Below are 23,874 nucleotides of genomic sequence, written 5' to 3'. Positions count from 1 at the left end.
GAAGACTGTTCGATGCTGACCTGAGATCAAGCCGAAATCTGCGCACATGCGCACCGCCTGCCCGACCGCCGCTAGCCATTCCGCTCGCGCCGGAGCCGCGCGAAATACTCCACCCGCTTCTTCAGATCCCGCTCGAACCCGCGCTCCACCGGCGCATAATACTCGGTCCGGCCCATGGTCTCGGGAAAGTAATCCTGGCCCGAGAACGCATCCTCCTGGTCGTGGTCATAGGCGTAGCCCGCGCCGAAGCCCTGCTCCTTCATCATCGCGGTCGGCGCGTTCAGGATATGCTTGGGCGGCGGCTCCGATCCGGTGGCCTTGGCAGATCGCCGCGCCGCCTTGTAAGCCGCGTAGCCGGCGTTCGACTTCGGCGCGAGCGCGAGATAGATCACCGACTGCGCCAGTGCCAGCTCCCCCTCGGGCGACCCCAGCCGCTCGTAGGTCTGCCAGCTCTCCAGGCACACCGATTGCGCCTGCGGATCGGCCAGGCCGATATCCTCGACCGCCATGCGCGTCAGCCGCCGCGCGAGAAAGCGCGGATCCTCGCCGCCCTCCAGCATCCGGCAGAACCAATAGAGCGCCGCATCCGGATCCGAGCCGCGCACCGATTTATGCAGCGCCGAGATCAGGTTGTAATGCCCGTCCCCGGACTTGTCGTACTGCGCCGCGCGCCGCATCAGCCGCTGGGTCAGCGCCTCGGTCGAGAGCGGCCCCTCGAGCCGCCACGCCATGACCTGCTCGACGAGGTTCAAGAGCGCCCGCCCGTCCCCATCCGCCATCTCCAGAAGCGCGCCCCGCGCCCGGGCGTCGAGCGGCAACTCGCGTCCAAGCTCCGCCTCGGCCCGGCGCGCCAGGTGCTCAAGCTCCTCGACGCTCAGCCGCTCCAGCACCAGAACCTGCGCCCGGCTGAGAACGGCGCGGTTCAGCTCGAAGCTCGGGTTCTCGGTGGTGGCGCCCACGAGGAGGATCGTGCCGTCCTCCATATGCGGCAGGAAACTGTCCTGCTGCGCCTTGTTGAACCGGTGGATCTCGTCGACGAACAGCAGCGTGCCCTGCCCCGCGCGGCGGCGCTGCTTGGCCGCCTCGAACACCTTCTTGAGATCGGCGACGCCCGAGAAGATCGCGCTGATCTGGTGGAAATGCAGGTCGGTCTCCTTGGCCAGAAGCCGCGCGATCGTGGTCTTTCCGACCCCGGGCGGCCCCCAGAAGATCACCGATCCCAGGGCACCCGCCTCCAGCATCACGGTCAGCGCGCCCTCGGGACCGAGCACCTGCTCCTGGCCGATCACATCGGCCAGCCTCTCCGGCCTCAGCCTGTCGGCAAGCGGGCGCGGCGCGCTCTCGGGCGTCCCTTCCTGATCGAAGAGATCGGCCATCAGGCGCGGAACCTCAGCCGAATGAGGCGTCCCTGGCGCACCACGTCGAGCGCGACGCCCGGCGCCGCCTCGCGCAACGCGGGCGCGACCTCGCGCGGCGCGCCGATCTCGCGGCCATCGACGGCGCGGATCACGTCGCCGCGCCTCAGCCCGATGCGCGCGCCCCAGGGACCGGGCTCGGTCACCACGACGCCTTCAAGCGTGTCGGGCAGTCCAAGCTCGGTCGTCACCGCGGGATTGGCGCGGGCCAGCGCAAGGCCCGGCAGAACCTCGCGCTCGCCCAGGGACACCGCCGCCCGCGGAGGACTCTCGGGCGGGCCGGAGAGCCGCACCACGAGATCCAGCCTCTCGCCCTCGCGCGCCACGCCGAGCTGCGCCTCCGCATCGATGCCGCGCACGGTCAGCCGGTAGAGCATCTCCGCGGGCGTGTTCACCGGCTGTCCGTCGACCTCGAGCACCACGTCCCCCACCTCGAGCCCGGCCTCCGCGAAGCCGCTGGCGGGGTGGACGCGCGAGATCAGCACCCCGCCCGGCACGCGCTGGCCGAGGCTTTCCGAGAGCGACGCGTCGATCGGCTGCCCGGTCAGCCCGGCCCAGGGCCGCTCGAACCGGGTCTTGCCCGCCTCGGCCTGGGTCACGAACTGCGCCACGAGCGAGGCCGGAATGGCGAAGCCGATCCCGTTCGAGCCGCCCGAGCGCGACAGGATCGAGGTGTTCACCCCGATCAGCTGCCCCGCGAGATCGATGAGCGCGCCGCCGGAATTGCCCGGGTTGATCGGCGCATCGGTCTGGATGAAATAGCCTCGTGCATTCCCGGTGGCGGTGCCCGAGCGCGCCAGCCCCGAGACGATCCCCGAAGACACGGTCTGCCCCACGCCGAACGGGTTGCCGATCGCCAGCACCAGCTCGCCCACCTCGACCGCATCGCTGTCGCGCAACGCCAGATGCGGCATGTCCGAAGCACCCTCGAGCTTCAGGATCGCAAGATCGGATTCCTCGTCTCCCAGAAGGACCTCGGCCGCGAATTCGCGCCGGTCGTTCAGCACGACGCGGATCTCGCTCGCCTCGCCCACCACGTGGTAATTCGACACCACGATCCCGTCCTCGGTGAGGATGACGCCGGAGCCGAGAGAGTTCTGAACACGCGGACGCGGATCGGCGAACTCGCGGAAGAGCGGCCCGAAGAACGGATCGCCCGAGAAGGGCGAGCGGCGCTCGACGACGCGGCTTGCGTAGATATTGACGACGGCGGGCGCGGCCTCGCGCACCAGGGGCGCGAAGGAAAGCGCGATCTCGGCGCGGCTTTCGGGCACGCGCGGGCTCTCCTCGGCTTGGCTGGCCAAAGGCAGGAGAAGACAGCTGAGGATCACGAACAGGCGGCGCATGAGAACTCTCCGTCGCCCCGATATGTCGCCGACACCTGGTGAATGCAAGACAGCGACCGGTCGGCATCGGCCAGACAGTAGATGTCGCAAACCCTCACAAACCCACGCCACTGCGATTGAGAGGCAGCACCGGAGTTCTGCGACGACAGCCGACCCCGGCAGCGCCTCATCCAACCGTCCGCGCGTCACCGCGCCCTCCCGACAGGCCACCGGACGTCGGACTTAAGACAGCTCCGCCCCCGACGCCACGCAGCGCCCGGGCCATCGCCCCCCGCCCTCTGCGCTTCTTCTTTTTCCAAATACGCAATCCGCACTCTCCGCCGCAGCTCCGGCCCGACAGGCGCGCAACGAAAAGGGGCGCCGCCGATGACCGGCAGCGCCCCCTGATCTCGGAGCCCGAGACCTGCGGGATCATTCCGCGTCGGCGGCAGCCTCTTCGGCGGCAACGCGGGCCTTGTCGGCCGCGCCCTTCGCGTCGGTGTCGCGGTCGACGAACTCGATGATCGCCATGGGCGCCATGTCACCATAGCGGAAGCCGGCCTTCAGGACGCGGACATAGCCGCCCTGGCGCTCGGCGTAGCGGGGGCCGAGCACCTCGAAGAGCTTGGCCACGTGCATGTCCTGCTTGAGCTGCGCGCGGGCCTGGCGGCGGGCGTGCAGGTCGCCGCGCTTGCCGAGGGTCACGAGCTTCTCGATGACGCGCTTGAGTTCCTTGGCCTTGGGCAGGGTGGTCTTGATCTGCTCATGCTCGATGAGCGAGCCGGCCATGTTGGCCCAGAGCGCCTTGCGGTGCTCATGGGTGCGGTTGAGGCGGCGATAGCCTTTTGCGTGACGCATGGGTGTCTTCCTTCGTGTTTTGCTTTGTCAGGGGCGAGATGCGTGTCTCAACCCTCTCCTTGGGGCAGGATGCCCGGGTGGTGAGGGGTCCCGCCGCGGTCCTGCGGCGAAACCCGGGCGGAAGATCAGAACGTGTCTTCCATTTTCTTCGAGAGATCCTCGATGTTGTCCGGCGGCCAATCCTCGACATCCATGCCGAGGTGAAGGCCCATGCCCGACAGCACTTCCTTGATCTCGTTCAGCGACTTGCGGCCGAAGTTCGGGGTGCGGAGCATCTCGGCTTCGGTCTTCTGGATCAGGTCGCCGATATAGACGATGTTGTCGTTCTTCAGGCAGTTCGCCGAACGCACCGACAGTTCGAGCTCGTCGACCTTCTTGAGAAGGAGCGGGTTGAACTCGAGCCCATCGTCCTCGGACTCGCTGCGCGCCGATTCCGGCTCGTCGAAGTTGACGAAGATCGACAGCTGGTCCTGCAGGATGCGGGCCGCGTAGGCGATCGCGTCCTCGGGCGTGACCGAGCCGTCGGTCTCGATCTTCACGGTCAGCTTGTCGTAGTCGAGAACCTGGCCCTCGCGGGTCGGCTGCACGTCATAGGCGACCTTCTTGACCGGCGAGTAGATCGCGTCGATCGGGATCATGCCGATGGGCGCGTCCTCGGGCTTGTTCTTGTCCGCGGAGACATAGCCCTTGCCGGTGTTGACGGTCAGTTCCATGAACAGGTCGGCGCCGTCGTCGAGGTGACAGATGACGTGATCGCGGTTCAGGACTTCGATGCCGTTGGTCTCGGAGATGTCGCCGGCGGTGACGACGCCCGGGCCCTTGGCCGAGATCGACAGGCGCTTGGGTCCCTCGACCTCCATGCGGAGCGAGACGCCCTTGAGGTTCAGCACGATGTCGGTGACGTCTTCACGCACACCGGCGACCGAGGAGAACTCGTGCAGGACGTTGTCGATCTGCACCGAGGTGATGGCCGCGCCCTGGAGCGACGACAGAAGCACGCGCCGCAGCGCGTTGCCGAGGGTGAGGCCGAAGCCCCGCTCGAGCGGTTCGGCGACCAGCGTCGCGACCCGCGCGGGATCGTTGCCCGGACGCACGTCGAGCTGCGTCGGCTTGATCAGTTCTGCCCAGTTCTTATGGATCATGTGGACCTCCATTCCTGTCCCCTGCCCCATGTCCTAATGACGGGGGACGCCCGAGGTAGATAAAGACGGCGCGTCGGGGCCGCGCGAAATGCGCGACCCCGACGTGTAATTCCAGTGCCTCAGACGCGGCGGCGCTTCGGCGGACGGCAGCCGTTGTGAGCGATCGGCGTCACGTCGCGGATGGACGTGATGTTGAAGCCGACGGCGGCGAGGGCACGCAGCGCGCTCTCGCGGCCCGAACCGGGGCCCTGCACCTCGACCTCGAGGGTCTTGACGCCGTGCTCCTGGGCCTTGCGGCCCGCATCCTCGGCGGCGAGCTGGGCGGCGTAGGGGGTCGACTTGCGCGAGCCCTTGAAGCCCATCGTGCCGGCCGACGACCAGGAGATCGCGTTGCCCTGCACGTCCGAGATCAGGATCTTGGTGTTGTTGAAGCTGGAGTTCACATGAGCGACGCCAGCAGCGATGTTCTTGGAGACCTTCTTCTTGCCTCCGCGACGGGTATCACGTGCCATTGGATCAGACCTCCCTTACTTCTTCTTGCCGGCGATCGGCTTCGCCGGGCCCTTGCGGGTGCGGGCGTTGGTGTGGGTGCGCTGACCGCGCACGGGGAGGTTGCGGCGGTGACGCAGGCCGCGGTAGCAGCCGAGATCCATCAGGCGCTTGATGTTCATCTGCACGTCGCGGCGCAGGTCGCCCTCGACGGTGTAGTTCGCATCGATGTGCTCGCGGATGGCCACGACATCGGCGTCGGACAGCTCATTCACGCGACGGGTCGTGTCGATGTTGACCGCTTCGCAGATGGCCTTGGCCGAGGAATGACCGATACCGGTGATGTAGGTGAGTGCGATCGGCACCCGCTTGTTGGTCGGGATGTTGACGCCGGCAATACGTGCCACGTTCTATGTCCTTTCGTTGCGGGTCCGTAGCTCCAGACCCTTTTTTCACAACATAAGGCCCGGGACGCGATGCCCGCGGGCCGAAGGTCGATCAGGTGATCTTGGCGATGGGTCCCTGCCCCTCGTCAAAAGCGATTCTCCGGTGGAGATGGCGGTGGGTAAGGGCATTTGGGGACAGGGTCAAGGGGTCCGCGGGCAGAGATCGACCTGCCCCCTGTCCGGAGCGCGCGCGAGGCCCTCGGACCCCTCTTTTTCACGCCCGTGCCCGAGCTTCAAGCGGCGACAGCGTGCTTTGATCCGGGCCTTTCAGACCACCGCGCTCCCGGCGTCTCCAGGCGCCAGCGCCCGCGACAATCAGCCGATCAGGCAGTCCGGTCGCCCTTGAGCGAGCTCAGGTGCAGGTGGCCCGCCCGTTCTCGACCAGCTCGCGCCAGTCCGCGCCGAGCATGGCGCGCGCATCAACGGCGCCCGCGAATCCCGCATCGCCCCGGCGGAACATCCGCACGAAGAGGCTCTGGTCGTGAGAGCCGGAGATCACCGGGCCGCCGCCGCCATAGGTCGTACGGGACTCGCCGTAGACCGAGGAGCCATAGACATTGTAGGTCGATGTCGTTGTCGCGTAGGTCGGCGCCCTCTGGATCACGCGCACGTTGTTCTGCGCCTCCCCGCCCAGGATGACGAACCCGTCATAGCCCGACCGCAACGTTTCGATCGCCGCCATGCTGGCCGCGAACTCGGCGGTCTTGCTCGCGCCGCAAGCCGGAGCCGCGCTGGCCTGCAGCATGAACTCGGTCTTCGATACTGGCACGACCGAACTGCTGGCACAGGCTCCGAGGATCAGCGCGCATCCGAGGGCAAAGAGACGTCCGACCATGAAAAACCTCCTCCGACACAGGCAGGAGGAGGTTAGACCCGAAGGTGTTGAGACGCGGTTACCGTCTCGAATTGTCGGAGATCTCCGCGATCAGGCGTCGAGGACCGATGCGATCTCGGCGCGGACCTCGGCGATCTCGCCCAAACCGTCGACCGGCGCCAGCTGACCCTTGGCATAGTAGTAGCCGATCAGCGGAGAGGTCTTCTTGTAATACTCCATCAGCCGCTGCTTCAGGCTGTCGGCATTGTCGTCCGCCCGGCGCTTGAACTCGGCCTTCTCGCCGCAGGAGGTGCAGACACCGTCCTCGGGGATCGGCTTGGTGATGTCGTTATAGACCTCGCCGCAATTCGCGCAGGTGGAGCGCGCGGTGATGCGCTCGACCAGGGCGGCGTCGTCGACACGCATCTCGATCACGGCATCGAGCGTCTCGTTCTGCTCGGAGAGCAGATCCGCCAGCGCGTCGGCCTGCGCCAGCGTGCGGGGGAAGCCGTCGAAGATGAAGCCCGCGGTCTTCTCGCCCTCGAGCTTCTCGCGAATGAGGCCGATCACGATCTCGTCGGTGACGAGCTCGCCCTTGGCCATGATCGCGGCGACCTTCTGGCCCATCTCGGTGCCCGAGCTCTGCGCCTCGCGCAGCATGTCCCCGGTCGACAGCTGGGTCATGCCCCGGGTCTCGACGAGATGGCGGGCCTGAGTGCCTTTGCCGGCGCCCGGCGGTCCAAGGAGAATGATGTTCATCGACGCGCGGGCCCCCGGTTCTTGCGGGCCTTACCCTTACCGCGCAGCTGCGATTTCTGAATAAGACCTTCGTATTGATGTGCGAGCAGGTGGCTCTGGACCTGCTGGACGAAGTCCATCCCGACGCTCACGACGATCAGCACCGAGGTGCCGCCGAAATAGAACGGGATGGCGAACTGGTTGCGCAGCACCTCGGGCAGCAGACAGACCAGCGCGAGGTAGCCCGAGCCCAGAACCAGGATGCGGTTCACGACGTATTCGAGATACTCGGCCGTCTTCTTGCCGGGCCGGATGCCGGGCACGAAGCCGTTCTGGTTCTTCAGGTTGTCGGCCACGTCATCGGGTTTGAACGCCACGTTGAACGTGTAGAAATAGGCGAAGAACACGATCATCGCGGCGAAGAACAGCAGGTAGAGCGGCTGTCCGGGGCCGAAATAGGCGAGGATCGTCGACATGATCGGCCCGGTATCGTTGCCGGAGAAGGTCGAGATCGTGACCGGCAGCAGCAGAAGCGACGAGGCGAAGATCGCCGGGATGACGCCCGCTGGGTTCACCTTGACCGGCAGGTGGCTGTTCTGCGCATCGGCCATCTTCATGCCCATCTGGCGACGCGGATACTGGATGGTGATCTTTCGGAGCGCCCGCTCCATGAACACCACGAAGGTGATCACCGCGATGACCATGAGGATCACGCCGATGATGACCGCCGGAGAGATCGCGCCGGAGCGGCCGGAGGCCAGGAACTGCGCGAGTGCTGCCGGGATCTCGGCGATGATGCCGACATAGATGATGAGCGAGATGCCGTTGCCGACGCCGCGGGCGGTGATCTGCTCGCCCAGCCACATCAGGAACATGGTGCCGCCGACCAGCGTGATGACCACGGAGGCGCGGAAGAAAAGGCCCGGATCATGGGCGAGGTTCCCCGCCTCCAGGCTGACCGCAAGGCCATAGGCCTGGAAGGTCGCGAGGATCACCGTGCCGTAGCGGGTGTACTGGTTGATCTTCTTGCGGCCCTGCTCGCCCTCTTTCTTGAGCTGTTCGAGCGCCGGAACCATCGAGGCCAGAAGCTGGACGATGATCGAGGCCGAGATATAGGGCATGATGCCCAGGGCAAAGATGCCCATCCGTCCCAGCGCGCCGCCGGTGAACATCGACAGGATGCCCCCGAGGCCCGCTGCCGCGCCTTCCATGAAGTCGCGCAGCGCCTGACCGTCGATTCCCGGCACCGGAATGAAGGTGCCGAGCCGGAAGATGCAGAGGAGCGCGAGGGTGTAGAGGAGGCGGTTTCTCAGATCGGTGGCCTTGCCAAGCGCCCCCCAGGAGGTGTTGGCGGCCATTTGTTCTGCAGCGGATGCCATGCTCAGGGCCTCTTTAATTGGTGAAACGCCGCCCGGAGCGTCTTCCAGCTCGGGCGGCGTTCGGAAAACCTACGGTGATGTAAGCGGCAGACGCGCCGCTCGCAACCGCTTACTCGGTGGCCGCCGCGCCGGTGACGGTGAGCGTGCCGCCCGCCTTCTCGACCGCGTCACGGGCGGCCTGGCTGGCGCCGGTCACCTCGAGCGTCACCTTCTTGGTGATGTCGCCCTTGGCGAGAACGCGGATGCCGTCGAGCTTGCGGCGCACCAGGCCGGAGGCCACGAGCGTGTCCTCGGTGATGGTCGCGCCCGCGTCGAGCTTGCCGGCTTCGACGAATTTCTCGATCAGGCCGAGATTGACGACGGCGAAGGATTTGCGGTTCGGCTTGTTGAAGCCGCGCTTGGGAAGGCGCTGGTAGAGCGGCATCTGGCCGCCTTCGTAGCCGTTGATGGCCACGCCCGAGCGGCTCTTCTGACCCTTGATACCACGGCCACCCGTCTTGCCCTTGCCCGAGCCCGGGCCACGGCCGATCCGCTTTTTCTTGCGGTTGGCGCCGTCGTTGTCACGCAGTTCGTTGAGTTTCATGTCGCTTCTCCTTGCCGGATGTGCCCCCCAGCGACGGTTGGGACAACCACGGCGTTTCGTGATGATGTGGATCGGATCCCTCGGGATCACCGGGCGCGTATAGACCCGGATGCGCGGCAGTTCAAGCGACCGTGGAGGATGCGAGAAGATTGCACGCCATGCGGCTGTTTTCTGGGGGTTTTCTCTGCCGCCCGACCGGCCGGCGAGGGTCGTGATCCGGCCCGCCATGCGGCGGACCGGAGAAATGCCTGTGGATCAGGCCGGGTTCGGCCAGCTGAACTCCGGACGCAGGCCCTCGTAGACGGGACGGCCGTCATCGGGTTTGTCGTAGCCCTTCGAGTCGTCGTAGAAGGCGTGGTAATCGGCCTTCGGGAAGGCGGAATCGTCGTAGCCCATGACGTTCGGCACGGCGACGCGGATGCGCTTGACCTTGTCGTCGAGCATGAGCGCGGCGCCGCAATCGAGGCAGGTGCAGAGCTCGAGCGGCCCGTCGGGATTGTCGGCGTTGAACGGCTGGCGCTTCATCTTTTCGGGATGATCGACGCTCAGGTCCTTGTAATTGAAGAAGGCGACGTGGGTGGTGTGCTGTCCGGTGACGGATTTGCACACGTTGCAATGACATTCGTGATTATCGATGGGCTCGGCATGGGCCTGCACATGCACATGGTCGCAGCCGCCCTGGTAATGAACGGACATATCTATCTCCTCCGCTGTGTCGCGCGCCTCTTCGGCGGGCGCGCATGGGCGCAATGGGACGCCAAGCGCGTCGAAAAAGCGAGACCTACCTTCGGATCCCCGTCCCCCACCCGGCCGACACGGACCGGGCGGGTTGGATCAGACCGGCGCGTCGCCCGGCCGGGCCCGCGCGAGCTTTTCGACAAGATCGAGATTGAACTGCGCTCCGAGCGCCACGCGGAGCGCGGGCTTGCGCTCGAGCAGCCGCGCGAGCAGCGCGACGTCCCAGGCGAGCGCCCGGGCCCCGAGCGACAGGGTGACCGTCGCCGAGGCCGGGCGCTGGCTCAGAAACCCCATCTCGCCGATGAAATGTCCCGGATCGAGACGGGCGCGGTGGCCGTCCTTCTCGATCTCGGCGCTGCCTGCGAGGAGGAACCAGACCCGCTCGACCGGCGCGCCCTGGCGCGTCACCTCGCGCGGGGCGCGCATGCGGACATCCTCGGCGGCCTTCAGAAGGCGCCGGAACTGGCCGGGGGTGAAGAGCGGGAAATGCGCGTAGATGTCGCGCGTCTCGCGCGACATGGTGAAGGTGGTGCGCTCGGCGATCACCACGAAGATCATGGCGAGGTTGACCCCCGCGAGCGCGCCGTTGGTCGCCAAGGCATCCCAGAGCGGGGATCCGGCGACGAAGAAGTAGTAGACGAGGTAGAAGCCGCTCGCGACCAGCATCAGGCCGCGCAGGAGAAGCTCGTCCCGGGCCACGAAGCCGAACAGGTCGAACACGAAGGCGATCCAGACCAGAAGGCCGATCCCCAAGCCGAAGGTCCAATCCATCCCAGCGCCCTCCCCTTGCGCCCAAGATCGTAAAAACGCCCCCCGGACGGTTCCGGAGGGCGTGGCATGTATCAGGGCGCTGCCGAATTCCGAACCGGAATTCGCGCGATTTCCGGATCGGAAATCGCCTCAGCCGCGCTCTTCGACGATCTCGACGAGATGCGGGATCTTGCGGATCATGCCGCGCACCGAGGGCGTATCCTCGAGCTCGCGGGTCTTGTGCATCTTGTTCAGCCCCAGGCCGATCAGCGTCTGGCGCTGGATGGCGGGACGGCGGATCGGCGAGCCGATCTGCTTGACGACGATGGTCTTGGCCATGAGTTACGCCTCCTCGGCAACCTGGCTGGACTCCGCCGGAGCGTCGTCCCGCTTGGGAAGAATGTCGGCGACCTTCTTGCCGCGGCGCTGCGCGACATTGCGCGGCGACTGCTGCTTGGTCAGGCCGTTCAGGGTGGCACGGATCATGTTGTAGGGGTTCTGCGACCCGATCGACTTGGCGACCACGTCCTGCACGCCCAGCATCTCGAACACCGCACGCATCGGACCACCGGCGATGATCCCGGTACCCTGCGGAGCGGTGCGCATCACCACCCGGCCAGCGCCGTGACGACCGTCGATGTCGTGGTGCAGCGTGCGGCCTTCGCGCAGCGGCACGCGCATCATCTGGCGCTTTGCCTGCTCGGTGGCCTTGCGGATGGCCTCTGGGACCTCCTTGGCTTTGCCCTTGCCGAAGCCGACACGGCCCTTCTGGTCACCGACGACCACGAGCGCCGCGAAGCCGAAGCGCTTGCCGCCCTTCACCGTCTTCGACACCCGGTTGATCGCGACGAGGCGATCTGCGAATTCCGGCGTCTCGTCGCGGTCGCGACGGCCCCGGCCTCTGTTCTCACGTTCTGCCATTTGGCATTTTCCCAATCATATCGCGCGGATGTCGCGCGGAGTTGATCCAATCGAAGTGGGCCTGCACGCAGGCAGCGCCCCCCGATCATCGAGACGGAACCTCTTGCTCCGTCTGCAGAGACGGGGCGCACGAGGCGCCCCGCCAATCTCTTGTCCGGTCGCGGCGCCCGGTCGGGTGCCGCAGGAGCCGGATCAGATCTTCAGACCCGCCTCGCGGGCCGCATCGGCGAGCGCCTTGACGCGACCGTGGTAGAGGAACCCACCGCGGTCGAAATAGGCCTCTTCGACGCCTGCCTTCTTGGCACGCTCGGCAATCGCGGCGCCGATCTTCTGAGCGGCCTCCACGTTGTTCTTGCCGACCACGCCCAGGTCCTTCTCCATGGTGGAGGCGGAGGCGAGGGTGACGCCGTTGACGTCGTCGATCAGCTGGACGCTGATGTTCTTGTTCGAGCGGTGAACCGACAGGCGCGCACGCCCGACATTGACCGACCGAAGCTTGTTCCGCACGCGCAGACGGCGCTTCTGGAACAGGGCTCTTTTGCTGGTTGCCATGATCTGCCGTCCTTACTTCTTCTTGCCTTCCTTGGCGAAAATGTATTCGCCCTTATAGCGAATACCCTTCCCCTTGTAGGGCTCGGGCCGCCGCCAGTCGCGGATGTTCGCAGCCACCTGGCCGACCTGCTGGAGGTCGTGGCCTTCGACGGTGAGTTCCGTGGGCTTGGCCGCGGTGATGGTGATCCCCTGCGGGATCGGGAAGTCGACATCGTGCGAATAGCCGAGGTTCAGCTTCAGGACGTTGCCCTGAACCTGGGCGCGGTAACCCACACCCTGGATCTGGAGCTCTTTCTTGAAGGTGTTCTGAACGCCGTGGACCAGGTTCGAAATCACGGTGCGGGACATCCCCCACTGCTGGCGCGCGCGCTTGGAATTGCCGCGCGGCGCCACGCTGATGGCGTTGTCTTCGACCGTGATGGTCACGTCGTCGGTCGCGGTGAAGCTCTGGGTGCCTTTCGGCCCTTTCACTTCAACGGTCTGGCCGGACACGGAGGCGGTGACCCCCGAGGGCAGCTCGACCGGTTGTTTGCCAATACGAGACATCTCTCAGGACCTCCTTAGAAGACGGTGCAAAGCACTTCGCCGCCAACGTTCTGGCTGCGGGCGTTTGCGTCCGACATCACGCCCTTGGGCGTGGAGACGATCGACACGCCCAGGCCCTGACGGACCTGCGGGATGTCGCTGACGGCCATGTAGACGCGGCGGCCGGGCTTGGAGACGCGCTTGAGCTCGCGGATCACCGGAGTGCCCTCGTAATACTTCAGCGCGATCTCGAGCGTCGGATGGCCGCTCTTGTCGGTGCCGGACTCGTAGCCGCGGATATAGCCTTCATCCGCGAGCACATCGAGCACCCAGCCCCGGAGCTTGGACGCCGGAGTGGACACGGTGGACTTGCCACGCATCTGCGCGTTGCGGATGCGGGTGAGCATATCGCCGATAGGATCGTTCATCTCGCTCCCTCCTTACCAGCTGGACTTGACCATGCCCGGAAGCAGGCCCTGCGAGCCGAGCTCGCGCAGCATGATCCGGCTGATCTTCAGCTTGCGGTAGTAGGCGTGCGGCCGGCCGGTGAGCTGGCAGCGGTTGTGAAGACGGGTGGGCGAGCTGTTGCGCGGCAGTTGCGCCAGCTTCAGGCGCGCCTTGAAGCGCTCCTCCATCGGCTTCGATTCATCGGTCGCGATCTCTTTCAGAGCGGCGCGCTTCTCGGCGTATTGAGCCACGAGGCGCTGACGCTTCTTCTCGCGTTCGATCATGGATTTCTTTGCCATGGTCAGGGTCCCCTTACGCGCTGAACGGCATGTTGAAATGCTTCAACAGCGCCTTGGCTTCCGCGTCGGTCTGCGCGGTCGTCGTGATGATGATGTCCATGCCCCAGACCTCGTCGACCTTGTCGAACTCGATCTCCGGGAAAACGATGTGCTCCTTGAGGCCCATCGCGAAGTTGCCACGGCCGTCGAAGCTGGGCTTCACGCCGCGGAAGTCGCGGATCCGCGGCATCGCCACGGTGATCAGGCGGTCAAGAAACTCGTACATGCGGTCGCCGCGGAGGGTGACCTTGGCGCCGAGCGGCATCTCTTCCCGGACGCGGAAGCCGGCGATCGACTTCTTCGCCTTGGTGACGACGGCGTGCTGACCTGCGATGCGGGAGAGATCCTCCTGCGCCGATTTGGCCTTCTTGCTGTCGCGAACGGCCTCGGCCCCGCAGCCGATGTTCAGGACGACCTTGTCCAGGCGCGGGATCTGCATGTCGTTCTTGTAGCCGAACTCTTCTTTCAGAGCGGGCTTGATCGTCTCGCGGAACTGGGCCTTGAGACGCGGGGTGTAGGTTGCGGTATCAAGCATCGATCACGTCCCCCGTGGTCTTGGCGACGCGCACCTTCTTGTCGCCGTCAACCTTGAAGCCGACGCGGGTCGGCTTGCCATTGGCATCGACGATGGCGAGGTTCGAGAGGTCGATCGGCATCGCCTTCGGCTGACGGCCGCCCTGGTTGTTCTGCGTCTGGCGCTGGTGGCGGATCGCCATGTTCACGCCTTCGACGACGGCCTTGCCCGATTTGGGGTCGACCGACTGGATGGTGCCCTGCTTGCCCTTGTCCTTGCCGGCAAGCACGACGACCTTATCCCCTTTGCGGAGTTTCGCGGCCATTACAGCACCTCCGGAGCGAGCGAGATGATCTTCATGAAGTTCTTCGCCCGCAGCTCGCGCACGACCGGCCCGAAGATACGGGTGCCGACAGGCTCGCCCGCGTTGTTCAGGATGACGGCGGCGTTGCGGTCGAAGCGGATGGCGGTGCCGTCATCGCGACGGACTTCCTTGGCGGTGCGGACGACGACGGCCTTGCGGACGTCCCCCTTCTTCACGCGGCCACGCGGGATCGCTTCCTTGACGGAGACAACGATGATGTCGCCGACCGAAGCGTATTTCCGCTTGGACCCACCGAGGACCTTGATGCACTGCACCCGGCGTGCGCCGGAGTTGTCAGCGACATCCAGATTGGTCTGCATCTGGATCATGTGGTTTCTCCCGACCTTTGGGGGCTGTTCTGATTAGCTCCCCCAGGGTTTCGATCAAACCGGAACGTGAGCGCCTTACTCGGCGATCACCTCCCAGCGTTTGGTTTTCGACTTGGGCGCGCATTCGATGATGCGGACCGTGTCGCCGACAGCGAATTTTTCCGCCTCGTCGTGAGCGCGGTACTTCTTCGACTTCCGGATGGTCTTCTGCAGCACGGGGTGCTTGAAGCGGCGCTCGACCGAGACCGTCACGGTCTGGGCGTTGGCCGTCGAGGTGACGGTGCCAGTCAGGATACGCTTGGGCATGTGTCCGTCCCTCTTAGTCTGCGGAGGCCGCGGCGGCGGCCTTCTCGTTGAGCAGGGTTTTCACCCGTGCGACGTCGCGGCGCACGGTCTGCATGCGCGCGGTGTTCTCGAGTTGGCCGGTGGCCTGCTGGAAGCGCAGGTTGAAGGCCTCTTTCTTGAGCTGGACAAGCTGGTCCCGGAGTTCGTCCGGGGTCTTGTCACGGAGTTCGCTGGCGTTCATGTCGCCCCTTTCTACAACATCACCGGAGAGCCCCTGCCTGCAGAGCCGCAGGGTCACCCTGATTCCGGTGGAGTCCGTGGATGAGCGGGCCGTATAGGAGGGATCGGATGGGTTGGCAAGGGCCAGTTTTCCCGAAGGCCCAGGGCGCGGAAACCCGCGGATCCGGCGCTTGTCCCAGATCAATGTCGCGACGGGCCGCGCGGTGCAAGCTCTGGGGGATGTCCCGATCCCGAGGAGACGCCCCATGCCGCGCCCGATCCCTGCCCTCGCATGCGCCTTAGGCCTTGTGGCCCTATCCACCTGCGGTCCCACCGCGCCAACTGACGGAGAGACCGCGACCATAGACGCCGAACTCGCCGCGGCGCTGGCACTTCTCGACACGCCCGAGGCCCGCCGGAGCTGCAGCGCGGAGGAGCTCGAATACGAGGCGATCTCGCTCCGGGGCTTTGCCATGGGCATGACCATCGGCGATCCGCGCAAGATGACCCCATCCCAGCGCACCGAGTTCGACCGGCTCATGACCCGCTGGGAAGAGCTCGGCGGCGACACAAGGGTGATCTCGCCGCGGTGTCGGGAGTATATAGAGAGCTTGGTGTGAGGCGGACCGTTCCAGTCCGATCCTCAAACCAACGAACTGTTATGACTTATGACCTGCATGAAACATTTTCACTGGCTTTCGCGCACGCGCAGACGCCATACACGCGATGGCGCATTGCCTTTCGTCCGCAATGCTTCTCGCAAAGCAAGGTCTTTTTCTGAGAGCCGTTACGCGTCGTTTCGCCGAGCTTATGATTAATAGCTGTGCCACAGCTCTATGACTGTACTGGACGCAGGCATTCGATCTGACCATCGTTCGTACGAGACATCTCAAATCTGCCTCCGTCTAGAGCCCAGACTGCTGCTGTTTTGTCCAACTTAAATATTTCTGTCTGCCCACTCGAGGTATTCGCCCTGAAGACGTTCGGAACACATCGCTCAGGATGTTGAGAAGCAAGAATGCAAACGAGTGTCTCAAAAACCCACTGCCTTTCACTGTCCTGTTTCCCCCTAGGGTGCCCGGACGCAATGGTCGTGTCAGTAGCTTTACCAATTGAGATCGGAAAGCTTGCCTTTTTCGTTCCCGGTTTAGGGTGCAGCTCTAACACGACTTTCCCTCTCCCGATCTCAATTGTCGCAAATTGAGTGCCTTCAGGCTTATTGATCGTCAAATTCTCGAAGAAAAACATACTTGCCTCACACATCCAGCTCCTCCACGAACCGCGCGTTCTCCTGGATGTACTGGAAGCGCAGCTCCGGCTTCTTGCCCATCAGGCGTTCGACGAGGTCGCCGGTCTCGCCGGGTTCATCCTCGTCGATGGTCACGCGGATGAGCTTGCGGGTGGCCGGGTCCATCGTGGTTTCTTTCAGGTCCTTGGCGTCCATCTCGCCCAGGCCCTTGAAGCGCTGGACGTCGATCTTGCCCTTACCGCCGAGGCCCTTCTCCAGCCAATGCTCCTTTTCCGCGTCATCGGCGACGTAGAGCCGCTTCGGCCCCTGGGTCAGGCGGTAGAGCGGCGGGCAGGCCAGGTAGAGATGGCCGTACCGGATTACGTCCCGCATTTTCTCCCAAAAGAACGTCATAAGGAGCGACGCAATGTGTGCGCCATCCACGTCGGCGTCCGTCATGATGATAATTTTTTCGTACCGAAGGTCATCAAGCCGAAACTTGGAGTCCATACCGGTTCCTAAGGCCTCACAAAGGTCCTGAATTTCTGAGTTCGACCCTATCTTGCTGGAGGCCGCGCCGAGCACGTTCAGGATCTTGCCCTTGAGCGGCAAAAGCGCCTGCGTCTCGCGGAAGCGCGCGCCCTTGGCCGAGCCGCCGGCGCTGTCGCCCTCGACGATGAAGAGCTCGGTGCCCTCGCGGCTCTTGGCGGTGCAATCGGTGAGCTTGCCGGGAAGCCGCAGCTTCTTGGTGGCGGACTTGCGGGCGGTCTCTTTCTCCTGCCGACGGCGGAGACGTTCCTCGGCGCGCAGCACGAGGAAATCGAGGATCGCGCCCGCGGACTTGGTGTCGGAGGCCAGCCAGTTGTCGAAATGATCGCGCACCGCGCCTTCGACGAGTTTCTGGGCCTCGACCGTGGCGAGGCGGTCCTTGGTCTGACCGACGAATTCCGGCTCGCGGATGAAGCAGGAAACCAGCGCGCAGCCGCCGGTCACAAGATCGTCGCGGGTGATCTGTTGCGACTTCTTGTTGTTGACGAGATCGCCATAGGCCCGGACGCCCTTGAGGATCGCGGACCAGAACCCGGCCTCGTGGGTGCCGCCCTCGGGCGTGGGCACGGTGTTACAGTAGGACTGGATGAAGCCGTCGCGCGACGGGGTCCAGTTGATCGCCCATTCGACCTTGCCCGGCGTCCCGAAGCGGGCCTTGAAATCGACCGTGCCCGCGAAGGGACGGTCGGCATAGGTGGTGGCGGTGCCCAGCGTCTCGGTCAGGTAGTCCGAGAGGCCGCCGGGGAAGTGGAAGCTCGCCTCGGTCGGGGTCTCGCCGTCGTCGATCGCGGTCTTCCAGCGGATCTCAACGCCGGAGAAGAGATAGGCCTTGGAGCGGACCATCTTGAAGAGCCGCGCGGGCTTGAAGCGGTGATGGCCGAAGATCTGCTCGTCGGCATGGAAGGTCACCGAGGTGCCGCGGCGGTTCGGCGCCTGGCCGATCTTGGCGACCGGGCCGAGCGGATGGCCGCGCGAGAAGCGCTGCTCGAAGAGCTCGCGGTTGCGGGCGACCTCGACCACCATGCTGTCGGAGAGCGCGTTCACCACCGAGGCCCCCACCCCGTGCAGGCCGCCCGAGGTCTCGTAGGCATCGCCCGAGAACTTGCCGCCCGCGTGCAGTGTGCAGAGGATCACCTCGAGCGCGGACTTGCCGGGAAACTTCGGATGCGGGTCGATCGGGATGCCGCGGCCATTGTCGCGGACGGTCAGCGCGTAATCGGCATGAAGCTCGATCTCGATGCGGTTGGCATGTCCCGCCACCGCCTCGTCCATCGAGTTGTCGAGGATCTCGGCCACCATGTGATGCAGCGCGCGCTCGTCGGTGCCGCCGATATACATGCCGGGACGTTTGCGAACCGGCTCCAGCCCCTCGAGCACCTCGATCGAGGAGGCGTCATACTCGGCGGGCGCTGCCGCGGTGAGGAGATCGTCGGCCATGGGTGCTGCTCATTATCTGGTGGTCTTGTATCGCGTGATTAGATCATCTGGTGGGCGCGCGCGCAAGCACGCGCAGGCTCTGGCGCGGCTTTGCGGCACATGCTAGCGCGGCGCATGACCGATCCGGCAGAGAACCGCCGCGGCGCGCTCCTGATGATGGGCTCGATGGCCGCGTTCACCCTGAACGACACCTGCCTGAAGGCGGTGACGGCGACCTTGCCCTTGGCGCAGACGCTTGTCCTGCGCGGTCTGATCGCCTCGGCGCTCTTGGCGCTTCTCGCCTGGCGGCGCGGCGCGCTCACCGTGACGCTGTCGCGGCGCGACAAGGGTCTGGTCGCGCTCCGGAGCCTCGCGGAGGTCGGCGCCGCCTGGTTCTTCCTCACCGCCCTTACGCAGATGCCGCTCGCCAACGTGACGGCACTTCTACAGACGCTGCCGCTGACCGTCACGCTGGCGGCGGCGCTGGTCTTCGGAGAACCGGTGGGCTGGCGGCGCTGGACGGCAATCGCCGTGGGCTTCGTCGGCATGCTCCTGATCGTGAAGCCTGGGACCGAGGGCTTCTCTCTCTATTCTCTCTATGCGCTGGTCGCCGTCGTCTTCGTCACCATCCGCGACCTCGCCGCGCGCAAGCTGTCGCGCGAGGTGCCCTCGCTCGCGGTGACGCTCGTGGCGAGCCTGGCGGTGACGGTGTTCTTCGGCGCGACCGCCGCGGCGCAGGGCTGGGCGCCGATGACGCGCGGCGAGTTGTCCCTGATCCTGGCCTCGGGGCTCCTGATCTCGGGCGCCTATCTCCTGAGCGTCATGGTCATGCGCGTGGGCGAGATCGCGGTGGTCGCGCCCTTCCGCTACACCGGTCTTGTCTGGGCGCTCCTGCTCGGATGGCTGGCCTTCGACGAATGGCCGGTCCCCTCGACCCTCGCGGGCGCCGGGCTGATCGCGGCGACGGGCATGTTCACGCTCTGGAGAAGCGCACGGGTCCGGAGACGACGGTAAGCGCCCTGCGCCCCGCGCTCAGCGATGCGCCTCGCGCACCGCGTCGGCATCGATATTGAAGCGCGCCGCGAACTCGGCCTCTCCCCCGGCATCGAGATAAGGTAGCTCGACCGGCTGCACATGCTTCTTCTGGCGGGAGTCGTTGAAGCCGTTATGGCCGCGCAGGAACATCGGCGGATCCTGGAAGGTCACCGTCGGCATGAAGCGGTTGATGCGCTCATGCCCGAAATTCATGATCGAATGCTTCACGCCGCCCGCGACCGCCATTGCCTGCGCCACGCCCCAATAAGGATGCTGCACCTCCTCGGCGCGAATGCCGCCCGCGTCGAGCCGCGCGAGCCAGCCGCGGTTCCAGTCGAACCCGACGAGCCGATGCTTCTCGACGAGCGAGGCGCAATCGGAGGCGGCGGCACGCAGCTGCTCGACAAACTCGACCGAGACCGCGTCATCGTCGTCATGGCGGAACTGCAGACAGGGCGCCGACGGATCGCGGCGAGCCTCGTTCAGGACCGACTGGCAGACAGCGCGGTGCGGTCCCGGCGGACGGGCGGCGATCTGAACCTGCGGCATCCGCGCGGTCAGCTCCATCAACCGCGAGAGATACCGGGGCGGCAGGCTGTCGCCGATCAGGACGACCAGCGTGAAGTCGGGATCGGTCTGGGCCTCGAAGGCCGGAAGGCACATCAGCTCGAACACGCGCAGCCGCTCTTCCATGCGCTCGGGCGCGTAGAGATAGGCCTTCCGCTCCTCGAGGGAGCTGTGTTCGACCTGGAACCCGCCCTCGGCGGGATAGGAAAACCGGCACAGACCGATGACTTGCACGAAGGGCGCTCCTCGGGGATAGAAGGGGTCGGAAACGCGGCGAGAGTGACAGTCTGCACCGGGGCTAGCAAGACGCGCGAAATGCCTTGAAAAGCAGCGCTTCGCACCGGTCCGGAGAGGCGCCGGTCGCGCTGTTGACAAGCTTTCCGACTCCCCCTATACGCGCCCCATCTTGGCCAAGGGGTACGTGTCTCACGCGCCCGGCCAACATGTCAGAACTGAAGCGGTCATGATCCGGGCCCCGTCGCCCCGATCCTCTGGAACCCCCCGCGTCGTTCCCTGGACCAAGGGGACGCATGCGGTTTTTTGCGTCGCCACAGGTCTTCGACCCGGGGCGCGAGCGAAGGGCCGCAACCCGGCACCCGGCCGATCCGGGCGCCAGCGACGAGCGCCGGTCCAGGGCGCGACACCAACGGCGGCTCCGCGGACGCGCGGAGCCGCGAACAGAGAAACCCGCGCAGGGTCCCATACCCGGCGCACCACATATGTGAGCTACACGGGGAAGACACCGGAATGCCTACGATCCAACAGCTGATCCGCAAGCCGCGGCAGCCGAAAGTCAAACGCTCGAAGTCCATGCATCTCGAGCAGTGCCCGCAGAAACGCGGCGTCTGCACGCGCGTCTACACCACCACGCCGAAGAAGCCGAACTCGGCCATGCGGAAGGTGGCCAAGGTCCGCCTGACCAATGGCTACGAAGTCATCAGCTACATTCCGGGCGAGAGCCACAACCTGCAGGAGCACTCGGTTGTGCTCATCCGCGGCGGCCGGGTCAAAGACCTTCCGGGCGTGCGCTACCACATCCTGCGCGGCGTGCTCGACACCCAGGGCGTCAAGGACCGCAAGCAGCGCCGTTCGAAATACGGCGCGAAGCGTCCGAAGTAAGAGGAACGAGATATGTCCCGTCGTCACGCAGCCGAGAAGCGCGAAATCCTGCCCGACGCCAAATATGGTGATCGGGTTCTGACCAAGTTCATGAACAACCTGATGGTCGACGGCAAGAAATCCGTCGCCGAGCGCATCGTCTACAACGCGCTCGACCGGGTCGAGAACAAGGTCAAGCGCGCCCCCGTGGAGATCTTCCACGAGGCCCTCGACAACATCAAACCCTCGGTCGAGGTCCGCTCGCGCCGGGTCGGCGGCGCCACCTACCAGGTGCCCGTCGAAGTGCGTCCCGAGCGCCGCGAAGCGCTCGCCATCCGCTGGCTCATCGACGCATCGCGCAAGCGCAACGAGAACACCATGGAAGAGCGCCTCGCAGGCGAGCTTCTCGACGCGGTGAACTCGCGCGGCTCTGCCGTGAAGAAGCGCGAAGACACGCACAAGATGGCCGACGCCAACAAGGCATTCAGCCACTACCGCTGGTAAGCATTTCCAAGGAGCGAGCATCATGGCACGCGAATATCCGCTGACGCGCTACCGGAACTTCGGGATCATGGCCCATATCGACGCGGGCAAGACCACGACGACCGAGCGCATCCTCTACTACACCGGCCGGTCGCATAAGATCGGTGAGGTCCATGATGGCGCCGCCACCATGGACTGGATGGAGCAGGAGCAGGAGCGGGGCATCACGATCACTTCGGCCGCGACGACGACCTTCTGGCAGCGCCAGGACGATCCGACCGCCGAAGGCACATCGGACACGAAGTACCGCTTCAACATCATCGACACGCCCGGACACGTGGACTTCACCATCGAGGTCGAGCGCTCGCTCGCCGTTCTCGACGGTGCGGTTGCGCTGCTGGACGGCAATGCCGGCGTCGAGCCGCAGACCGAAACGGTGTGGCGTCAGGCCGACCGCTACAAGGTTCCGCGTCTCGTCTTCGTCAACAAGATGGACAAGATCGGCGCCGACTTCTTCAACTGCGTGAAGATGATCAAGGACCGCACCGGTGCGACCCCCGTCCCGGTTAACTTCCCGATCGGTGCGGAAGACAAGCTCGAGGGCATCGTCGACCTGATCACCATGGAAGAGTGGGTCTGGAAGGGTGAAGACCTGGGCGCCTCCTGGGTGCGCGGTCCGATCCGTGACGATCTCAAGGACACCGCCGACGAGTGGCGCTCGCACCTGATCGAGCATGCCGTCGAGCAGGACGACGACGCGATGGAAGCCTATCTCGAAGGCGAAGAGCCCGACGAGGCCACCCTGCGGAAGCTGATCCGCAAGGGCACCCTGTCGCTGTCCTTCGTTCCTGTGCTGGGCGGTTCCGCGTTCAAGAACAAGGGCGTGCAGCCCCTTCTTAACGCCGTGATCGACTTCCTGCCGGGTCCGCTCGACGTGCCGCCCTACATGGGCTTCTCGCCGGATGACGAAACCGAAGAGCGCAACATCGCCCGCCGTCCGGGCGACGAGGAGCCCTTCGCCGGTCTCGCGTTCAAGATCATGAACGACCCGTTCGTCGGCTCGCTGACCTTCACCCGGATCTACTCCGGCCTGCTGGAAAAGGGCGGCTCCGTCCTGAACTCCACGAAGGGCAAGAAAGAGCGCATCGGCCGGATGATGATGATGCACTCGAACTCCCGCGAGGAAATCGAATGGGCCGGTTCCGGCGACATCATCGCGCTGGCGGGTCTGAAAGAGACCACCACGGGCGACACGCTCTGCGACGCCTCGAAGCCGGTGGTTCTCGAAACCATGACCTTCCCCGATCCGGTGATCGAGATCGCGGTCGAGCCGAAGACGAAGAACGACCAGGAGAAGATGTCCCAGGGCCTCGCGCGGCTTGCCGCCGAAGACCCGTCCTTCCGCGTCGAGACCGACATCGAGTCCGGTCAGACCATCATGAAGGGCATGGGCGAACTTCACCTCGACATTCTCGTCGACCGCCTGAAGCGCGAGTTCAAGGTCGAGGCCAACATCGGTGCCCCGCAGGTGGCCTATCGCGAGACCATCGGTCACGAGATCGAGCACACCTACACCCACAAGAAGCAGTCGGGTGGTTCGGGCCAGTTCGCCGAGGTCAAGCTGATCATCACCCCCACCGAGGCGGGCGAAGGCTACTCCTTCGAGAGCCGCATCGTCGGTGGCTCGGTGCCCAAGGAATACATCCCGGGCGTCGAGAAGGGCATCAAGTCGGTGATGGACTCCGGTCCGCTCGCAGGCTTCCCGGTGATCGACTTCAAGGTCGCGCTGGTGGACGGCAAGTTCCACGACGTGGACTCGTCGGTCCTCGCCTTCGAGATCGCCTCGCGGATGTGCATGCGCGAAGGTCTCCGCAAGGCGGGCGCGAAGCTCCTCGAGCCGATGATGAAGGTCGAGGTGGTGACGCCGGAAGAGTATACCGGCAACATCATCGGTGACCTGACCTCCCGTCGAGGGCAGGTCTCGGGCCAGGAGCCGCGCGGCAACGCGGTGGCGATCAACGCCTTCGTGCCGCTGGCGAACATGTTCGGCTACATCAACAACCTGCGCTCGATGTCCTCGGGCCGCGCGCAGTTCACGATGCAGTTCGACCATTACGATCCGGTCCCGCAGAACATCTCGGACGAGATCCAGAAGAAATACGCATAAGAGCGGTGCGTGGGAAACCACGCACCCTACCCCCCCAGTAGGGTGCGCCAGAGCGCGCACCGCATGAGAACAAGGAGGCCATCATGGCAAAGGAAAAGTTTGAGCGCGGCAAGCCGCACTGCAACATCGGCACGATCGGTCACGTCGACCACGGCAAGAC

General features: G+C 65.2%; 30 protein-coding genes and 1 pseudogene. 6 read left to right on the top strand and 25 right to left on the bottom strand.

Annotation, left to right across the window (positions count from 1 at the left end; genetic code table 11):
* Positions 1-71: 71 nt before the first annotated feature.
* The 23 genes from ACFQ4E_RS14175 to rpmC all read right to left on the bottom strand — a co-directional run bounded on the left by ACFQ4E_RS14175 (position 72) and on the right by rpmC (position 15,193).
* On the bottom strand, positions 72-1,376 hold the full coding sequence (locus ACFQ4E_RS14175; RefSeq protein WP_386804654.1) for a replication-associated recombination protein A: 1,305 nt from the start codon (positions 1,374-1,376) through the stop codon (positions 72-74).
* Positions 1,376-2,761: a trypsin-like peptidase domain-containing protein gene (locus ACFQ4E_RS14170; RefSeq protein ID WP_386804653.1), complete on the bottom strand. Its 1,386-nt coding sequence runs from the start codon at positions 2,759-2,761 to the stop codon at positions 1,376-1,378. The genes ACFQ4E_RS14175 and ACFQ4E_RS14170 overlap by 1 nt, the downstream gene beginning before the upstream one ends.
* Positions 2,762-3,172: 411 nt before the next feature.
* Entirely contained in the window at positions 3,173-3,598 is a 426-nt protein-coding gene (gene rplQ, locus ACFQ4E_RS14165) for a 50S ribosomal protein L17 (protein WP_386804651.1), read from the bottom strand.
* A 125-nt stretch (positions 3,599-3,723) separates the two neighbouring features.
* Positions 3,724-4,740 carry a DNA-directed RNA polymerase subunit alpha gene (locus ACFQ4E_RS14160; RefSeq protein ID WP_386804649.1) on the bottom strand — a complete coding sequence of 339 codons (1,017 nt, stop codon included), beginning with the start codon at positions 4,738-4,740 and terminating at the stop codon, positions 3,724-3,726.
* Positions 4,741-4,859: 119 nt separating this feature from the next.
* Positions 4,860-5,252 carry a 30S ribosomal protein S11 gene (rpsK, locus tag ACFQ4E_RS14155; RefSeq protein ID WP_072780049.1) on the bottom strand — a complete coding sequence of 131 codons (393 nt, stop codon included), beginning with the start codon at positions 5,250-5,252 and terminating at the stop codon, positions 4,860-4,862.
* 15 nt (positions 5,253-5,267) lie between these two features.
* Positions 5,268-5,636 (bottom strand): 30S ribosomal protein S13, encoded by a 369-nt coding sequence (gene rpsM, locus ACFQ4E_RS14150; protein ID WP_386804647.1) that lies wholly within the window; start codon positions 5,634-5,636, stop codon positions 5,268-5,270.
* A 391-nt stretch (positions 5,637-6,027) separates the two neighbouring features.
* Positions 6,028-6,510, bottom strand: coding sequence for a hypothetical protein (locus tag ACFQ4E_RS14145; RefSeq protein ID WP_386804646.1), 483 nt, complete (start codon positions 6,508-6,510; stop codon positions 6,028-6,030).
* Between the two features lie 90 nt (positions 6,511-6,600).
* The gene (locus ACFQ4E_RS14140; RefSeq protein WP_386804644.1) at positions 6,601-7,248 is read right to left on the bottom strand and encodes an adenylate kinase; all 648 of its coding nucleotides are present in this window, start codon (positions 7,246-7,248) and stop codon (positions 6,601-6,603) included.
* Positions 7,245-8,606, bottom strand: a complete 1,362-nt coding sequence (secY, locus tag ACFQ4E_RS14135; protein WP_386804642.1) for a preprotein translocase subunit SecY — start codon at positions 8,604-8,606, stop codon at positions 7,245-7,247. Before secY ends, ACFQ4E_RS14140 begins: the two co-directional genes overlap by 4 nt.
* 109 nt (positions 8,607-8,715) lie before the next feature.
* On the bottom strand, positions 8,716-9,189 hold the full coding sequence (gene rplO / locus ACFQ4E_RS14130; RefSeq protein WP_386804640.1) for a 50S ribosomal protein L15: 474 nt from the start codon (positions 9,187-9,189) through the stop codon (positions 8,716-8,718).
* Positions 9,190-9,444: 255 nt separating this feature from the next.
* On the bottom strand, positions 9,445-9,885 hold the full coding sequence (locus tag ACFQ4E_RS14125) for a GFA family protein (RefSeq protein ID WP_386804638.1): 441 nt from the start codon (positions 9,883-9,885) through the stop codon (positions 9,445-9,447).
* Positions 9,886-10,023: 138 nt separating this feature from the next.
* Positions 10,024-10,698 carry a Crp/Fnr family transcriptional regulator gene (locus ACFQ4E_RS14120; protein WP_386804636.1) on the bottom strand — a complete coding sequence of 225 codons (675 nt, stop codon included), beginning with the start codon at positions 10,696-10,698 and terminating at the stop codon, positions 10,024-10,026.
* Between the two features lie 129 nt (positions 10,699-10,827).
* Positions 10,828-11,016: a 50S ribosomal protein L30 gene (gene rpmD, locus ACFQ4E_RS14115; RefSeq protein ID WP_386804634.1), complete on the bottom strand. Its 189-nt coding sequence runs from the start codon at positions 11,014-11,016 to the stop codon at positions 10,828-10,830.
* Between the two features lie 3 nt (positions 11,017-11,019).
* Positions 11,020-11,598 carry a 30S ribosomal protein S5 gene (gene rpsE, locus ACFQ4E_RS14110; protein WP_386804632.1) on the bottom strand — a complete coding sequence of 193 codons (579 nt, stop codon included), beginning with the start codon at positions 11,596-11,598 and terminating at the stop codon, positions 11,020-11,022.
* Between the two features lie 192 nt (positions 11,599-11,790).
* Positions 11,791-12,150, bottom strand: a complete 360-nt coding sequence (gene rplR, locus ACFQ4E_RS14105) for a 50S ribosomal protein L18 (protein WP_386804631.1) — start codon at positions 12,148-12,150, stop codon at positions 11,791-11,793.
* 12 nt (positions 12,151-12,162) lie between these two features.
* The gene (gene rplF, locus ACFQ4E_RS14100) at positions 12,163-12,696 is read right to left on the bottom strand and encodes a 50S ribosomal protein L6 (protein WP_386804629.1); all 534 of its coding nucleotides are present in this window, start codon (positions 12,694-12,696) and stop codon (positions 12,163-12,165) included.
* A 14-nt stretch (positions 12,697-12,710) separates the two neighbouring features.
* Positions 12,711-13,103, bottom strand: coding sequence for a 30S ribosomal protein S8 (gene rpsH / locus ACFQ4E_RS14095; protein ID WP_386804627.1), 393 nt, complete (start codon positions 13,101-13,103; stop codon positions 12,711-12,713).
* A 12-nt stretch (positions 13,104-13,115) separates the two neighbouring features.
* Positions 13,116-13,421, bottom strand: coding sequence for a 30S ribosomal protein S14 (rpsN, locus tag ACFQ4E_RS14090; RefSeq protein WP_386804625.1), 306 nt, complete (start codon positions 13,419-13,421; stop codon positions 13,116-13,118).
* Between the two features lie 13 nt (positions 13,422-13,434).
* Positions 13,435-13,995 (bottom strand): 50S ribosomal protein L5, encoded by a 561-nt coding sequence (rplE, locus tag ACFQ4E_RS14085; RefSeq protein WP_386804623.1) that lies wholly within the window; start codon positions 13,993-13,995, stop codon positions 13,435-13,437.
* Positions 13,988-14,299 carry a 50S ribosomal protein L24 gene (rplX, locus tag ACFQ4E_RS14080; protein ID WP_386804621.1) on the bottom strand — a complete coding sequence of 104 codons (312 nt, stop codon included), beginning with the start codon at positions 14,297-14,299 and terminating at the stop codon, positions 13,988-13,990. Before rplX ends, rplE begins: the two co-directional genes overlap by 8 nt.
* The gene (gene rplN / locus ACFQ4E_RS14075) at positions 14,299-14,667 is read right to left on the bottom strand and encodes a 50S ribosomal protein L14 (RefSeq protein ID WP_047996064.1); all 369 of its coding nucleotides are present in this window, start codon (positions 14,665-14,667) and stop codon (positions 14,299-14,301) included. Before rplN ends, rplX begins: the two co-directional genes overlap by 1 nt.
* 75 nt (positions 14,668-14,742) lie before the next feature.
* Complete coding sequence (gene rpsQ / locus ACFQ4E_RS14070; RefSeq protein WP_386804618.1) at positions 14,743-14,973, bottom strand: 30S ribosomal protein S17; 231 nt, start codon at positions 14,971-14,973, stop codon at positions 14,743-14,745.
* 13 nt (positions 14,974-14,986) lie between these two features.
* On the bottom strand, positions 14,987-15,193 hold the full coding sequence (gene rpmC / locus ACFQ4E_RS14065) for a 50S ribosomal protein L29 (protein WP_386804722.1): 207 nt from the start codon (positions 15,191-15,193) through the stop codon (positions 14,987-14,989).
* Positions 15,194-15,437: 244 nt separating this feature from the next.
* On the opposite strand from rpmC, the gene ACFQ4E_RS14060 reads away from it, so the two are divergent.
* Positions 15,438-15,791, top strand: a complete 354-nt coding sequence (locus ACFQ4E_RS14060) for a hypothetical protein (RefSeq protein ID WP_386804616.1) — start codon at positions 15,438-15,440, stop codon at positions 15,789-15,791.
* Between the two features lie 635 nt (positions 15,792-16,426).
* Here ACFQ4E_RS14060 and parE read toward each other — a convergent pair.
* A complete protein-coding gene (parE, locus tag ACFQ4E_RS14055) occupies positions 16,427-18,385 on the bottom strand; it encodes a DNA topoisomerase IV subunit B (protein WP_386804614.1) in 1,959 nt (652 codons plus the stop codon).
* 114 nt (positions 18,386-18,499) lie between these two features.
* Between parE and ACFQ4E_RS14050 the strand changes: the two genes are divergently transcribed.
* On the top strand, positions 18,500-19,378 hold the full coding sequence (locus ACFQ4E_RS14050) for a DMT family transporter (protein ID WP_386804612.1): 879 nt from the start codon (positions 18,500-18,502) through the stop codon (positions 19,376-19,378).
* Between the two features lie 18 nt (positions 19,379-19,396).
* Here the strand turns inward: ACFQ4E_RS14050 and ACFQ4E_RS14045 are convergent, their stop codons facing one another.
* The gene (locus ACFQ4E_RS14045) at positions 19,397-20,200 is read right to left on the bottom strand and encodes a putative rhamnosyl transferase (RefSeq protein WP_386804610.1); all 804 of its coding nucleotides are present in this window, start codon (positions 20,198-20,200) and stop codon (positions 19,397-19,399) included.
* A gap of 513 nt (positions 20,201-20,713) precedes the next feature.
* On the opposite strand from ACFQ4E_RS14045, the gene rpsL reads away from it, so the two are divergent.
* From rpsL to ACFQ4E_RS14025, 4 genes and pseudogenes are all read left to right on the top strand, one after another.
* Positions 20,714-21,085, top strand: coding sequence for a 30S ribosomal protein S12 (rpsL, locus tag ACFQ4E_RS14040; RefSeq protein WP_005980675.1), 372 nt, complete (start codon positions 20,714-20,716; stop codon positions 21,083-21,085).
* 12 nt (positions 21,086-21,097) lie between these two features.
* On the top strand, positions 21,098-21,568 hold the full coding sequence (rpsG, locus tag ACFQ4E_RS14035; RefSeq protein WP_386804608.1) for a 30S ribosomal protein S7: 471 nt from the start codon (positions 21,098-21,100) through the stop codon (positions 21,566-21,568).
* A 22-nt stretch (positions 21,569-21,590) separates the two neighbouring features.
* Positions 21,591-23,714 (top strand): elongation factor G, encoded by a 2,124-nt coding sequence (gene fusA, locus ACFQ4E_RS14030; protein WP_386804606.1) that lies wholly within the window; start codon positions 21,591-21,593, stop codon positions 23,712-23,714.
* Positions 23,715-23,797: 83 nt separating this feature from the next.
* Positions 23,798-23,874, top strand: a pseudogene (locus tag ACFQ4E_RS14025) (GTP-binding protein); the annotation flags it as partial.

Source organism: Litorisediminicola beolgyonensis (genome assembly GCF_042679605.1).
Lineage (GTDB): Bacteria > Pseudomonadota > Alphaproteobacteria > Rhodobacterales > Rhodobacteraceae > Litorisediminicola > Litorisediminicola beolgyonensis.
Note: the sequence above shows the minus strand (reverse complement) of the source record. Positions and strands in the feature narration are given on the sequence as shown.